Source organism: Ruminococcus turbiniformis, assembly GCF_020687545.1.
Taxonomy (GTDB): Bacteria; Bacillota; Clostridia; order Lachnospirales; family Lachnospiraceae; genus Mediterraneibacter; species Mediterraneibacter turbiniformis.
Genome location: NZ_JAJEQX010000010.1, coordinates 96,180 through 109,421, shown reverse-complemented (window position 1 = coordinate 109,421; position 13,242 = coordinate 96,180). Strand labels below are relative to the sequence as shown.

Annotated in this window: 12 protein-coding genes, 9 tRNA genes and 1 rRNA gene; 20 read left to right on the top strand and 2 right to left on the bottom strand. The window is 48.5% G+C overall.

What is annotated here, in order from left to right; translation table 11 throughout:
• From LKD70_RS07440 to rsmI, 14 genes are all read left to right on the top strand, one after another.
• Positions 1–236, top strand: a 23S ribosomal RNA gene (locus LKD70_RS07440); the annotation flags it as partial.
• An 87-nt stretch (positions 237–323) separates the two neighbouring features.
• Positions 324–397, top strand: a tRNA-Asp gene (locus tag LKD70_RS07435).
• Positions 398–402: 5 nt separating this feature from the next.
• Positions 403–475: transfer RNA gene (locus LKD70_RS07430), tRNA-Val, on the top strand.
• A gap of 14 nt (positions 476–489) precedes the next feature.
• Positions 490–571 (top strand) — tRNA-Tyr (locus LKD70_RS07425).
• Between the two features lie 45 nt (positions 572–616).
• Positions 617–689 (top strand) — tRNA-Thr (locus tag LKD70_RS07420).
• Positions 690–725: 36 nt separating this feature from the next.
• Positions 726–799 (top strand) — tRNA-Met (locus tag LKD70_RS07415).
• Between the two features lie 24 nt (positions 800–823).
• A tRNA-Phe gene (locus LKD70_RS07410) sits at positions 824–896 on the top strand.
• Between the two features lie 40 nt (positions 897–936).
• A tRNA-Lys gene (locus LKD70_RS07405) sits at positions 937–1,009 on the top strand.
• A gap of 213 nt (positions 1,010–1,222) precedes the next feature.
• On the top strand, positions 1,223–2,701 hold the full coding sequence (locus LKD70_RS07400; RefSeq protein WP_227707398.1) for an aminotransferase class I/II-fold pyridoxal phosphate-dependent enzyme: 1,479 nt from the start codon (positions 1,223–1,225) through the stop codon (positions 2,699–2,701).
• Positions 2,694–3,272 (top strand): guanylate kinase, encoded by a 579-nt coding sequence (locus tag LKD70_RS07395; RefSeq protein ID WP_227707397.1) that lies wholly within the window; start codon positions 2,694–2,696, stop codon positions 3,270–3,272. Before LKD70_RS07400 ends, LKD70_RS07395 begins: the two co-directional genes overlap by 8 nt.
• 170 nt (positions 3,273–3,442) lie before the next feature.
• A complete protein-coding gene (gene holB / locus LKD70_RS07390; RefSeq protein ID WP_227707396.1) occupies positions 3,443–4,438 on the top strand; it encodes a DNA polymerase III subunit delta' in 996 nt (331 codons plus the stop codon).
• 5 nt (positions 4,439–4,443) lie between these two features.
• A complete protein-coding gene (locus LKD70_RS07385) occupies positions 4,444–5,349 on the top strand; it encodes a PSP1 domain-containing protein (RefSeq protein WP_227707395.1) in 906 nt (301 codons plus the stop codon).
• Positions 5,339–6,067 (top strand): tRNA1(Val) (adenine(37)-N6)-methyltransferase, encoded by a 729-nt coding sequence (locus tag LKD70_RS07380; protein ID WP_227707394.1) that lies wholly within the window; start codon positions 5,339–5,341, stop codon positions 6,065–6,067. The genes LKD70_RS07385 and LKD70_RS07380 overlap by 11 nt, the downstream gene beginning before the upstream one ends.
• A gap of 107 nt (positions 6,068–6,174) precedes the next feature.
• Positions 6,175–7,044, top strand: coding sequence for a 16S rRNA (cytidine(1402)-2'-O)-methyltransferase (rsmI, locus tag LKD70_RS07375; RefSeq protein WP_227707393.1), 870 nt, complete (start codon positions 6,175–6,177; stop codon positions 7,042–7,044).
• 48 nt (positions 7,045–7,092) lie between these two features.
• Here rsmI and LKD70_RS07370 read toward each other — a convergent pair whose 3' ends face one another.
• Together LKD70_RS07370 and LKD70_RS07365 are read right to left on the bottom strand one after the other, a co-directional pair.
• Entirely contained in the window at positions 7,093–7,746 is a 654-nt protein-coding gene (locus LKD70_RS07370; protein ID WP_227707392.1) for an ABC transporter ATP-binding protein, read from the bottom strand.
• A gap of 142 nt (positions 7,747–7,888) precedes the next feature.
• Positions 7,889–8,419 (bottom strand): spore maturation protein, encoded by a 531-nt coding sequence (locus LKD70_RS07365; RefSeq protein WP_227707391.1) that lies wholly within the window; start codon positions 8,417–8,419, stop codon positions 7,889–7,891.
• Between the two features lie 117 nt (positions 8,420–8,536).
• Between LKD70_RS07365 and LKD70_RS07360 the strand changes: the two genes are divergently transcribed.
• The 6 genes from LKD70_RS07360 (at position 8,537) to garR (ending at position 13,214) form a co-directional block, all read left to right on the top strand.
• Positions 8,537–10,393, top strand: coding sequence for a DUF885 domain-containing protein (locus LKD70_RS07360; protein WP_227707390.1), 1,857 nt, complete (start codon positions 8,537–8,539; stop codon positions 10,391–10,393).
• Between the two features lie 4 nt (positions 10,394–10,397).
• A complete protein-coding gene (locus LKD70_RS07355; protein ID WP_227707389.1) occupies positions 10,398–11,015 on the top strand; it encodes a nucleoside recognition domain-containing protein in 618 nt (205 codons plus the stop codon).
• Positions 11,016–11,175: 160 nt separating this feature from the next.
• Positions 11,176–11,247: transfer RNA gene (locus LKD70_RS07350), tRNA-Glu, on the top strand.
• Positions 11,248–11,292: 45 nt separating this feature from the next.
• Positions 11,293–11,364, top strand: a tRNA-Cys gene (locus tag LKD70_RS07345).
• Positions 11,365–11,456: 92 nt separating this feature from the next.
• Positions 11,457–12,269: a TraX family protein gene (locus tag LKD70_RS07340; protein ID WP_227707388.1), complete on the top strand. Its 813-nt coding sequence runs from the start codon at positions 11,457–11,459 to the stop codon at positions 12,267–12,269.
• A gap of 51 nt (positions 12,270–12,320) precedes the next feature.
• Complete coding sequence (gene garR, locus LKD70_RS07335; RefSeq protein WP_227707387.1) at positions 12,321–13,214, top strand: 2-hydroxy-3-oxopropionate reductase; 894 nt, start codon at positions 12,321–12,323, stop codon at positions 13,212–13,214.
• Positions 13,215–13,242 lie beyond the last annotated feature (28 nt).

Sequence of the window (13,242 nt, the reverse complement as noted above, 5' to 3'; positions counted from 1 at the left end):
ACCGGGATGGACTGGCCGCTGGTGTATCTGTTGTTTTACCAAGAGCATAGCAGAGTAGCCAAGCCGGGAAGGGATAAACGCTGAAGGCATCTAAGCGTGAAGCCCCCCTCAAGATGAGATATCCCATAACGTCAAGTTAGTAAGACCCCTTGAAGACGACGAGGTAGATAGGGCAGAGGTGGAAGTGCAGTAATGCATGGAGCTGACTGTTACTAATAGGTCGAGGGCATAACCAAAGCGGGAATAGGCACTCGATAGAGTGAAAAGACGGATAGATTTTCTGTATGCAGTTTTCAGGGTATACATACTCTGAATAAAAAAGTGGCCCAGTGGCTCAGTTGGTTAGAGCGCCGCCCTGTCACGGCGGAGGTCGAGAGTTCGAGTCTCTTCTGGGTCGTCTGTGGGGTCTTAGCTCAGCTGGGAGAGCATCTGCCTTACAAGCAGAGGGTCATAGGTTCGAGCCCTATAGGCCCCACTTAAAAAATTTATGGATGGATTCCCGAGTGGCCAAAGGGGGCAGACTGTAAATCTGTTGGCAACGCCTTCGAAGGTTCGAATCCTTCTCCATCCATTACCGTTAAATCGGTGCGGCCAGATTGTGGCTCAAAGAAAATATGCCGATGTGGCTCAATTGGCAGAGCAGCTGATTTGTAATCAGCAGGTTATCGGTTCGAGTCCGATCATCGGCTTTGTCTCGAAAGGGACTTCACAAATTAATATAATATCGCGGGGTGGAGCAGTCTGGAAGCTCGTCGGGCTCATAACCCGAAGGTCGCAGGTTCAAATCCTGCTCCCGCAACTCACACACTTATGTGTGTTAAATGCCCAGATAGCTCAGTTGGTAGAGCAGAGGACTGAAAATCCTCGTGTCGCTGGTTCGATTCCGGCTCTGGGCATTATTTTATGGTTAAAGCTGGTAAGAATTTATAATAATAGGGGCGTGTAGCTCAGGTGGTAGAGCACTTGACTTTTAATCAAGTTGTCCGGGGTTCGAATCCCCGCACGCTCACTTTTGCAGTCATCCGGGGAAATTTTTCCTCGGATATTTTGCTATAGTCAGAAATAGGCAGAAAGTGAAAAATAAAAAGCCGGAATACAAAAGTCCGGCTGAGAAAAGAGGAAATATATATATAAAAGCATTTCTGCTTTATTTGAGTATAATATAACCCGAAATTGTGAGAACTATGTGTTGTTTATATAAAAATGGAGTTAAAAATTATAAATGAAATATTTATATGATAAACTGAAAAAATATTCTGAGTCCGGGTACTACGGATTCCATATGCCCGGCCATAAGCGGAATCCTGCCCTCACAGGTGCGGAACTGCCATATAAAATCGACATCACAGAGATCCCCGGATTTGACGATCTGCATCACGCAGAAGGGATTCTGAAGGAGGCGCAGGAGAGAGCGGCCAGGCTGTTCGGGGCGGAGGAAACACATTATCTCGTAAACGGCAGCACTGTAGGGCTGCTGAGCGCGGTTCTGGGCAGCACACAGCGCGGCGACAGGATTCTGATGGCGCGAAACTGTCATAAATCTGTTTATAATGCAGTGTGTTTAAATGAGCTGGAGCCGGTCTACATATACCCTGCGCGCTGCGAAGACACAGGGATGAACGGACCGATCTCTCCGGAGGATGTAGCAAAGGCGTTAGGCGAAAATCCGGACATCAGAGCGGTGGTGATTACATCGCCCACATATGACGGCGTTGTGTCCGATATCAGCTGTATTGCAGAGACTGCGCATGAGAGAGGCATTCCTCTGATTCTGGACGAGGCACACGGAGCGCACTTCGGCTTTCATCCGTATTTTCCCTTAAACGGAAATGCGCTTGGCGCAGATATTGTCATACACAGTCTGCATAAGACGCTCCCCTCACTGACGCAGACAGCTCTCCTGCATATAAACGGAGATCTTGCTGACAGGGGACGGGTACGGCGGTATCTGCATATACTGCAGTCAAGCAGTCCCTCATATGTGCTGATGGCATCTCTTGACGAATGCGTGCGTACACTTGACGGCAGAGGACCAGAGATATTTGAACGGTATGTATCTGTGCTGGATCATACAAGGCAGGCGCTGAGTGGGATGAGTCATTTAAGACTGCTTGAGACAGCCATGTATGACCGATCCAAGATACTTGTGTCGTGTGCGGGACTGTATGAAAGAGATGAGTATGAGAAAGACAGAAGAGAAACAAAAAACTATACAGGAAAACAATTATATCAGGAATTAAATGAAAAATATTTACTGCAGATGGAGATGGCATCGCTTTCTTACATAATCGCCATGACATCCCCGGCTGACACGGAATCTGCCATGCGGCGTCTGGAAAATGCTCTTTTTGAGATTGACGGAAAACTTGCAAAAAATGGAATGAATGACGGGGAAAATGCAAGTCCAAATTCAGAAAAGACAGAGGGATTCGCTGGAAATGAGATGATTTACACTCCTGTGGAGGCTGAAAGGCTGGTATACAGAAAGAAGCAGGAGACGATGTGTGTGCCGCTGCAAGAATGCGGGGGAAGGATTGCTCTCGAATATGCTTATGTATACCCGCCGGGCATCCCTTTGATCGTTCCGGGAGAACGGGTCTCTGAAGAGGTGACAGGGCAGATCGCAGAATATGAGCGGTCCGGATTTGAGATAGAAGGAACAGGCCGGAAAGGATGGATTGAGGTGCAAAAGAATGGGTAAAATCTATTATGTGATGGGTAAGAGCAGTTCAGGGAAAGATACGGTGTACAGACTGCTTTCAGAAAGACATCCGGAGCTTCGCACGGTTGTTCCGTATACGACGAGGCCGGTCCGAGAAGGAGAAAAGGACGGGAGAGAGTATTTTTTCGTAGACAGGGCACGCCTGAAAGAGATGGAGGATGCCGGAATGGTTATAGAAGCGAGGTCTTATGATACAAAGTGCGGCGTGTGGACGTATTTCACAGCCGATGACGGACAGATCGACCTGCGCAGACATGACTATCTTGTGATCGGCACACTTGTCTCCTACAGGGCGCTAAAAGAGTATTTCGGTGCGGAGCATATTTCTCCGATCTACATTGAAGTGGAGGATGGACTCCGGCTGGAGCGTGCGCTGAAGAGAGAACAGCAGCAGAAAGAACCTCAGTATGCAGAGATGTGCAGACGTTTTCTTGCGGATACGGAGGACTTTTCTGAAGAACACCTGGAGAAAGCGGGAATCGATGTACGGTTTCAGAATACAGACCTTGAAACATGCCTGAATGAAATCGAGAGGTATATGGGATTATAAGGCTCCGGCGGACGGATGACAGGGCTGATACAGGCGATATTAATGAAAAAAGTTTCCACCTCGGACAAAAGTTGTAGTACAATAGAAACGTACAGATTGGTACAGAATGCTGTGCAGATCGGAAACGCACAAAAGAAGAAGAGAGGAAATAACAGCGGCAGGTGAGAGAAATGAATGGTTTTAAAGATGTGGTAGGACACAAAAATATAATCAAGTATATCCAGAACGCCGTGTCAGCGGATGCGGTATCTCACGCATACATTCTGAACGGTGAGAAGGGATCAGGCAAAAAAATGCTCGCTAACCTGTTTGCTATGAGTCTTCAGTGCCAGAACAGGGACAGCGACGGCGAGGCATGCGGAAAATGCCAGTCCTGCAGACAGGCGATGAGCGGGAATCAGCCGGATATTATCCGGGTGACTCACGAGAAGCCGAACACGATCAGTGTGGATGACATCAGAGTGCAGGTTAACGACGATATTGTGATACGTCCTTACAGCAGCAGATACAAGATTTATATTATAGCGGATGCGGATATGATGAGTGTTCAGGCGCAGAATGCGATCCTCAAGACGATCGAGGAGCCTCCGGAGTATGCAGTAATTATGCTGCTGACGGAGAATGCGGAAGTGCTGCTTCCGACGATCCGTTCCAGATGCGTTATGATGAAGCTTCGCAATATCAAGGATCAGCTTGTGAAAAAGTATCTCATGGAGCATATGGAGATACCGGATTACAAGGCGGACGTGTGCGTGGCTTTTGCCCAGGGGAATATGGGAAAGGCCATTATGCTGGCGAACTCCGAGTATTTTAATGAGATCAAGGAAGAAGCGGTACATCTTTTAAGAAATATTGACAGCATGACGGTGTCTGAGCTTATGGACGCGGTGAAGAGATGTATGAGCTATAAGATGGAGATCAATGATTATCTCGATATCATTGCGATCTGGTACAGGGATGTCCTTATCTATAAGGCGACAAAGAGCGTAGACAGAGTTGTGTTTTCCGATCAGATGAGATATATCAAAGAGCGCGCCAGCAAGAGTTCCTATGAGGGAATCGAGAATATACTGGATGCGCTGGAGAAGGCAAAAGCGAGGATGAAGGCCAATGTGAATTTTGAGCTGACAATGGAACTGCTTCTGCTGACAATAAAGGAGAACTGACAGACATGACAAAAGTAATAGGAGTCAGATTCCGGACGGCCGGGAAGATCTATTTCTTTGCCCCGGGGAAATTTGACATAAAACAGGGTGACAATGTGATCGTCGAGACTGCGCGCGGTGTAGAATTCGGGCGCGTTGTAAGCGGACCAAAGGAGGTAAAGAACGAGGAGGTTGTACAGCCTCTCAAACCGGTGATCCGCGTTGCGACAGAGCAGGATCGGCGGACGGTGGAAAAGAACCGGCAGAAAGAGAAGGATGCGTTTAAGATCTGTCTTGACAAGATCCATAAACACGGACTGGAGATGAAGCTGATCGATGTGGAGTATACATTTGACGGAAACAAGATCCTCTTCTACTTTACGGCGGACGGCAGAATTGATTTCAGAGAACTTGTAAAAGATCTTGCGGCAGTGTTCCGCACGAGGATTGAGCTGCGTCAGATCGGCGTGCGGGATGAGACGAAGATCCGCGGGGGAATCGGAATCTGCGGGCGGCCGCTCTGCTGCAGCACGTATCTGACGGAATTTTCAGCGGTGTCCATCAAGATGGCAAAAGAGCAGAATCTGTCTCTGAATCCGACGAAGATCTCCGGCGTGTGCGGGAGACTGATGTGCTGCCTGACAAACGAGGAAGAGACGTATGAGCTGCTCAACAGCCAGCTTCCGTCTGTGGGCGATACCGTCACGACAAAAGACGGGCTCACCGGAGTTGTTAATTCGCTGAGCGTGCTTCGCAAACGGGTGAAGGTTGTTGTGAACCTGGAGAACGATGAAAAGGAAATAAGGGAATACCAGGCGGATGAGCTGAAATTCAAACCACGCAGGAAGAAAAAGAAAATCTCGAAAGAAGAGATGAAGAAACTTGCAGCGCTTGAAAAGGAAGAAGGAGCGTCTAAGTTAGATGACAAATGAGAAGAGGGAAGATCTGATAAGGCCGGGAGAAAGGCTGGACGACCTGCAGATCGGAGGACTTGAGCTGATCCAGAACCCGGCGGGATTCTGCTTTGGGGTTGATGCGGTGTTCCTTTCGGATTTTGCAAAGGTAAAACCGGGAGAGACGGTGCTTGATATGGGAACAGGGAACGGGATTATCCCGATCCTGCTCTCCGCGAAGACAAAAGGACGGAAATTTACGGGTCTGGAGATACAGCCGGAGACAGCAGAGATGGCAAGGCGCAGTGTGAAATATAATCACCTGGAAGACCGGATCGAGATTGTGACAGGTGATATCAGAGAGGCGGCGGATCTTTTCAGGCCGTCTTTTTTTGACGTGATAACGACAAACCCGCCGTATATGCTGGCAGAGCACGGCCTGCAGAATCCGGACGGGGCAAAAGCCGTTGCACGGCATGAGGTGCTCTGTTCTCTGGATGATATCCTGAGGGAAAGTATGCGGCTTTTGCAGGACAAAGGACGGTTTTACATGGTTCACAGACCGTTCAGGCTGACGGAGATCCTGATGAAGATGAACCATTATAAAATAGAGCCCAAGCGGGTACAGTTTATCCATCCGTACATTGACAAAGAACCTGTCCTTGTGCTGATTGAGGGGGTGCGTGGTGCAAAGCCGAGAGTGACAGTTGAGCCGCCCATCATTATCTATGACAGCGACGGCAGAAGACTCTGCTGATCCGCGGAGACGAAAGAACACCCGGTCTGAAGGTGCCGGAATAACAGCTGAGAAAAACAGGGAGAGGCTTTGAAACGACGGGAGAGAATCAGGAAAGGAGAACTGATATGGAAGGAACGTTGTATCTGTGCGCTACACCGATAGGAAATCTGGAGGATATGACTTTCCGGGCGGTGCGGACTCTGAGGGAAGCAGATCTGATTGCCGCGGAGGATACGCGAAACAGCGTGAAGCTTCTGAACCATTTTGACATCCATACCCCTATGACAAGCTATCACGAGTACAATAAATATGAAAAAGGAAAAAAGCTGGTGGAGAAGCTGAAGGAAGGGAAAAATATTGCCCTGATCACAGACGCCGGAACACCGGGAATATCAGACCCCGGCGAGGAGCTGGTCCGTATGTGCCATGAGGAGGGGATTGCGGTGACAGCAGTTCCGGGTGCGGCGGCATGTATTACAGCACTCACCATATCCGGGCTGCCGACGAGAAGATTTGCCTTTGAGGCGTTCCTGCCGTCAGAAAAAAAAGAGCGGGAAGCAGTGCTTGATGCCCTGAAGAAGGAGGAGAGAACCATTGTACTTTACGAGGCGCCTCACCGTCTGGCAAAGACACTGACGCTTCTTCTGGACAGCCTCGGCGAGAGACAGGTGAGCGTGTGCAGGGAGCTCACAAAGCGTCATGAGTCTGTATACCGCGCTGCGCTTTCGGAAGCAGTGCGTCATTATTCCGAAAATCCGCCGAAAGGGGAGTGCGTTATCGTAATCGCCGGGCTGGACAGGAGACAGATTGTGCGCGAGGAGCAGGAAAAATGGGAAGCGATGAGCATTGAAGAGCATGTGGAATACTATCTGAATCAGGGGCTGAGCAGAAAAGAGGCGATGAAGAGCGCTGCAAAAGACCGGGGACTCAGAAAGAACGAGATCTATAATTATCTGGAACAGAAGAAATATTCAGAACAGAAGAAAGAACAGTAAACAAAGAACGCGGACCTAAAGCGCTATATACAAAACAGACACCGGAATTTAACCGATGTCTGTTATTTTTCCCTCTTTCATGAATACGATTTTCTTTTTCAGGGATACGGCTTCCTCATAATTGTTTGTAACATACAATGTGGTTGTGCCGTATTTTTTGTTGATTGCAAGGATATCCCGGAGCATTTCGCTGCGGCGGTCATCGTTCTGACGGGCGAAATCTTCATCTACAAGAAGCACCTTTGGGTGGCATACAATGGCGCGTCCGAGCGCGACACGCTGCTTGTCCGCTTCAGAGAGAGCGCGGATCTTCCGGTCCAGTATTTCCGATATTCCGAGGAAAGCAGCGGCTTCTTTTACGCGGCTGTCAATTACGGTTCTGGGGAGATCCCGGAGCCGGAGGCCGAGTGCCATATTATCATACGCGTTGAAATGCCGGTACAGTGTATAATTCTGAAACGCCATTGCGAGACGTCTGTCCCGGGGAAGAATATCGTTGAGCAGATCTGTTCCGAGGTAGATACTGCCCGAAGTGATATCCTCCAGGCCTCCGATCATGCGGAGGATCGTTGACTTTCCGCAGCCGCTGGGGCCGTGGAAGATAACAAACTCTCCGTCATCAATATGAAGGCTGACGTCGTTAACGGAAATAAATCCGTTGGGATAGGTCTTTGTCAGATGTTCAAATGTCAGGCTGGCCATAAGGACGCACCTCCAGATTTATTGCTTCCAGAGCGCAGAAAACGACGCTCTTTGTCTGTGCATATTACAATTTTATCACAAAGCGGAAGATGAGACAATCCCAAACGGAATTCGGACGATACAGTCTCAGGGCTTCGGTGGGTTAAACAGTGACTGCGCCGGCCAGAAGTACGCTTGCTGCAAGGCCGGCAGCGGTTGCTATCAGTGCTCCGGGAAGCGTATAGCGGGAGTGTCTGATGCCGGCAGTCATGAAATAAATGCTCATAGTATAGAAAATAGTTTCGGTACAGCACATGGAGATCGAGGCAATGAGACCGAGGCGTGAGTCAGTGCCGAACTCTCTGTAAATATCGAGAAGCAGTCCGGTGGCGGCAGAGGAAGAAAACATTTTTACTACAGACAGAGGCAGCAGTTCTCCGGGAAATCCGATCTGCTCGGTAAACTGTCCCAAAAGGGATGAGAGAACGTCGAGAAATCCTGAGGCGCGCAGAATCCCCACGGCGGCCATAAGCCCGATCAATGTGGGCATAATTCGGATCACAGTCAGAAAACCGCTCCGGGCCCCTTTGATAAATGCATCGTACACACTGACGCGTGACAGTAGTCCGTAAACAATAATACTGAGTATAAGAAATGGGATAATAAAATCTGAAAGATACAGGAAAAGATCCATATATGTGGTCTCCGCAAATGACAGATATCTGTAATTTATATGCAGAGGAGCGCTGGAATATCGCAATTGTATCTGGCATAGGATACAGTAAAGCCATTGCAAAAAGCGGGTACTTTAATGAAGAGTGAAAACTTGAAACGCGTGAAAAGACTTGATAAATTTAAAAAGAAACATTTAAGTTTGCTTGTGCTGGTTTTCAATCTGGTAATATGCGCTGCGCTTTCCGGATGCGGGAGCGGGGGAAAAGATGAGAATGAAAAATTTGAGAAATATACACGGGAAGTTTTCAGCGGAGAAGTGGCGGCTGATACGATCACTCTTCACTATACGCTGAAAGAGCCGGGAGACTATGGGATTGAGGAGCCGGAGGCAACGTATGGAAATTTTGAAACCGATCCGGATATCATCAGGGCGGCGGCCGAAAATACGCGGCAGGCGCTTGAAGGATTTTCCTATGAGGAACTGAATACGGAAAACCGGATTACATATGATATTCTGAGCTTTGAATTTAAGATGGCAGAGCGGAGTGCAGATTATATTATGTATGAAGAACCGCTCGGGCTGGTCAGCGGAGTGCAGACTCAGATTCCGGTTGTTCTTTCGGAATATCAGTTTTATGACAGAGATGATATTGATTCTTATCTGGCGCTGCTGAAGAAGACGGGGGAATACTTCGATGACATTATTGTGTTTGAGCGTGAAAAGTCAGCAGAAGGACTTTTTATGTCAGATGACGCGGCAGATGCCGTGATCGAACAGTGTCAGGCATTTCTTGATATGGGAGATGGGAACTATCTGTATTCTACATTTGCGGACAGAGTAATAGAAGTAGAGGGATTGAGCGAGAAAGAAAAAAGTGACTATATTCAGGATAATGCGCTTATGGTAAAGGATTATATTATTCCTGCGTACGAGGCGCTTATTGCAGCGGTCAATGAGCTGAAAGGAACCGGGCAGAACACGCAGGGGCTTATGTATCTTCCAGAAGGAAAGGAATATTATGAGCTGAGTGTGAAGCGGCAGACCGGATCTGACCGGACCGTGGAGGAGATGGAAGATCTGACCCGCCGGCAGATCACGGATGATCTGGAAACGATGGAACAGGTACTTGGAATTACCCCGGGAGAAGACCTTGAAACTGAAGAAGAGACAGAGAAAGGAACAGGGGAGGCGGCAGCGGAGGCACTCAATGCTGCGGCTGAAGCTGTCGAAGCAGCAGCGGTGCCAGGAGAGTCGGCGGAGATGATTTTAAGTTACCTGGAGGAAGGGATTCAGGCGGCTTTCCCGGAACCTCCGGATACGGCTCTTGAAGTGAAATATGTTCCGGAGGAGATGGAGGAACACTTAAGTCCGGCTTTCTATATGATACCGGCGATTGACAATGCAGAAGAAAACGTGATCTATCTGAATCAGTCACAGATGGGGGATGATCTGACGCTCTTTACGACACTTGCGCACGAAGGGTATCCGGGACATCTCTATCAGACGATCTACTTTGAGAGTCTGGATCCCGATCCGATCCGAAGTATATTCAGTTTTGGAGGCTATGTGGAAGGATGGGCAACCTATGCGGAGATGGGGAGCTACTATCTGACGCCGCTTCCGAAACAGCAGGCGACCATTCTACAGAAAAATGCGTCTGTCATTCTCGGACTTTATGCGCTTGCAGATATGGGGATTCACTACGAGGGATGGAGCCGGATGGACACGATCTCGTTTTTCAGCAGCTATGGAATTACAGACGCAGCCGTTGTAGAGCGGATTTATGATCTGATTATCGGGTCGCCGGGAAATTATCTGAAGTATTATATTGGATATGTGGAGTTCCTGGAACTGAAAAAAGACTGGATTGAGGAAAAACAAGAGACATTCTCACAGAAGGAGTTCCATGAGGCGGTTCTGAGCGTGGGCCCTGCGCCTTTTGAGACTGTGCGTGATTATATGTGGAAGTTTGCAGAAGGGGAACAGGAGTGAGCGGATGCTTAATTATCTTTGGGCCGGAATGATTCTGGCCGGGATTATATTCGGTGCGTTTAACGGGAGAATTGAAGAGATCACAACGGCAGCGCTGGATTCGTCCAGAGAAGCAGTGACATTGTGCATTACAATGATCGGAGTGATGGCGTTCTGGATGGGAATTATGGAGATTGCATCACGGGCCGGCATTATCGGTATGGCATCGAAAAAGCTGAGGCCGGTGATCCGGTTTCTCTTTCCGAATCTTCCGGAAGGTCATAAGGCGGAGGAACATATAGCGGTAAATTTCATTGCGAATTTCCTCGGGCTCGGATGGGCTGCCACGCCGGCAGGACTCAAGGCAATGGAAGAACTTGAGAAATTAAAAGATATTAGAAGAAAAGAAAAAGTTTCTAAAATGGCGAGAAAAAAGGGGATAGCAAGCAACGAGATGTGTACATTCCTTATTATAAATATCTCGTCGCTTCAGCTCATACCGGTAAATGTGATTGCGTACCGGAGTCAGTATGGGAGTGCAAATCCGGCTGGAATCGTGGGAGCGGGAATACTGGCTACGGCGGTGAGCACAGGAGCGGCGGTAATTTTCTGTAAGATGATGGAGAAAAAACGGGGAATATGAGCGGTTGATTTTGGTATATGAACAGCTGGTTTGTATGGAAAATATAATAAAAAACAAGGAAAAGGAGATGTACGCAAAATATTATGAAAAAGTACTTGCAATCGGGAGGTGATTATGATATTATATGAAACGGTCACTGCGGAGACAGTGACTGTTTTATGGCCCCGTGGTCAAGCGGTTAAGACATCGCCCTTTCACGGCGGTAACACGGGTTCGATTCCCGTCGGGGTCATTTGCACAAAAGTACCTGGGATCAGGTGCAAAGTGCTCATAATCAGGCGCAGTAGCCAAGTGGTAAGGCGTGGGTCTGCAACACCCTGATTCACCGGTTCAAATCCGGTCTGCGCCTCTGATAACCCCGGGAACTATGTTCCCGGGGTTTTTTTGTATAGGCGACGCTTATCTTTTTAAAGTACAGCTTTTTTGATGAAAGGAACAACTATGGGCTTACAGGCAAATGACCCGGCAATTTCTTCTTCAGGAATCCGGAAAGAGACAGGGGGACTTAGCCGGGACGCAATCAAATATATCGCGGCGGCGGCCATGCTGCTGAATCATATCGCAAACGTTTTTCTCCCTGAGTATGATCCGGTGGGGGAAGTGCTGAAAGGAATCGGATACTTTACGGCACCGTCCATGATATATTTTCTCGTCGAAGGATACCACTATACGAGTTCAAAGAAGAGGTATTTTTTTCGCCTTCTGCTCTTTGCGGTGATCTCGGAGTTTCCGTTCTGCTTTGCGCTTGGGCTCGGGATGGATGGAAGAGTGAATTTTGTCGGCTTTAATATGCTTTTCTCTCTCAGCCTGTGTTTTGGGCTGATCTGGATTGAGGAAAATGTAAGAAGCATAATTGCGAGGGCGCTTGCCTATATCGTCATATTCAGCGTAAGCATGCTTTGCGACTGGTTTTTCTTCGCGCCGGTTTTTACACTGCTGTTTTTGCACGGATGGATCATGTCAGGAGGAAATCCGGCATCCGGGCAGATAAGAAAGGCATTTTCTATTGCCGCGGTTTTATTCGGTGTATATAATTATCTGGGAATCACTTCATATACAGGAACTTTTTCGGCAGCAGCTCTGGCGTACGGACTGATCAACATGAGTGGAGTTGCCCTTGCAGGTGTGTGCATTGTGAAATATTATAATGGAAGAAGAAGTGAGAGAGGAAAGAACTTCTCAAAATGGTTTTTCTATATATTTTATCCGGCGCACCTTGCTGTGCTGGGGCTTATAAAGCTGGCAGCCATGTGACAGTGCTGTGACAGCGGGACAGAAAAAAATGAAATTACAGGAGGATGTATTATGAAAGTTGGATTTATCGGACTGGGTATTATGGGAAAGCCGATGGGCAAAAACCTGATCAAAGCAGGGTATAAGCTTGTGGTGAGCGGGCACAACAGGAAGACCGCCAGAGAGATGGAGGAACTGGGCGCGGATATTGCGGATACTCCGGCGGAGATCGCGGGACAGTGTGACGTGGTGATCACAATGCTGCCTAATTCCCCGCAGGTCAGAGAGGTGGCGCTTGGAAAAGACGGCATTATTGAAGGGGCGAAAGCGGGGCTGACGCTTATTGATATGAGCTCCATCGACCCGACAGAGACAAAAGCGATCGCCGCAGAGCTTGCGGAAAAAGGGATTGATATGCTGGACGCCCCGGTATCCGGCGGAGAGCCGAAGGCTATTGATGGAACGCTTTCGGTTATGGCAGGCGGAGAGAAGGCAACTTTTGACAGATATTATGATCTCCTGTCGGCGATGGCTGCGTCTGTGGTTTATGTCGGCGGGATCGGATCGGGCAATATCGCAAAACTGGCTAATCAGATTATTGTTGCAGTGAATATTGCGGCAGTATCAGAGGCGCTCACACTGGCGGTGAAGGCAGGGGCAGACCCGGAGCTTGTGTATAAAGCAATCCGGGGCGGACTGGCCGGATCTGCAGTGCTTGACGCAAAGGCTCCTATGATGATGGAACGGAACTTTAAACCGGGATTCCGGGTGGAACTTCATATTAAAGATCTTATGAATGCGCTCAATGCGTCCCATGCGGCGGGGGTGTCAGTTCCCCTGACAGCGTCGGTGATGGAGATTCTGCAGGCTGTAAAAGCAGACGGATACGGAAAAGAGGATCACAGCAGCATTGTGAAATATTACGAGAAGATATCCAACGTTTGTGTGGAAAGAAATGAGAAATAGTGGTATGCTAGACATGTTTCATGTTGAT

What these genes read in the sequence shown, in the direction of transcription:
- LKD70_RS07355 (WP_227707389.1), top strand. Translation starts at nt 10,398, where the DNA reads ATGCTTAATTATCTTTGGGCCGGAATGATTCTGGCCGGGATTATATTC.
- rsmI (WP_227707393.1), top strand. Translation starts at nt 6,175, where the DNA reads ATGGAAGGAACGTTGTATCTGTGCGCTACACCGATAGGAAATCTGGAG.
- LKD70_RS07385 (WP_227707395.1), top strand. Translation starts at nt 4,444, where the DNA reads ATGACAAAAGTAATAGGAGTCAGATTCCGGACGGCCGGGAAGATCTAT.
- LKD70_RS07370 (WP_227707392.1), bottom strand. Translation starts at nt 7,746, where the DNA reads ATGGCCAGCCTGACATTTGAACATCTGACAAAGACCTATCCCAACGGA.
- LKD70_RS07340 (WP_227707388.1), top strand. Translation starts at nt 11,457, where the DNA reads ATGGGCTTACAGGCAAATGACCCGGCAATTTCTTCTTCAGGAATCCGG.
- LKD70_RS07395 (WP_227707397.1), top strand. Translation starts at nt 2,694, where the DNA reads ATGGGTAAAATCTATTATGTGATGGGTAAGAGCAGTTCAGGGAAAGAT.
- garR (WP_227707387.1), top strand. Translation starts at nt 12,321, where the DNA reads ATGAAAGTTGGATTTATCGGACTGGGTATTATGGGAAAGCCGATGGGC.
- holB (WP_227707396.1), top strand. Translation starts at nt 3,443, where the DNA reads ATGAATGGTTTTAAAGATGTGGTAGGACACAAAAATATAATCAAGTAT.
- LKD70_RS07360 (WP_227707390.1), top strand. Translation starts at nt 8,537, where the DNA reads ATGAAGAGTGAAAACTTGAAACGCGTGAAAAGACTTGATAAATTTAAA.
- LKD70_RS07400 (WP_227707398.1), top strand. Translation starts at nt 1,223, where the DNA reads ATGAAATATTTATATGATAAACTGAAAAAATATTCTGAGTCCGGGTAC.
- LKD70_RS07365 (WP_227707391.1), bottom strand. Translation starts at nt 8,419, where the DNA reads ATGGATCTTTTCCTGTATCTTTCAGATTTTATTATCCCATTTCTTATA.
- LKD70_RS07380 (WP_227707394.1), top strand. Translation starts at nt 5,339, where the DNA reads ATGACAAATGAGAAGAGGGAAGATCTGATAAGGCCGGGAGAAAGGCTG.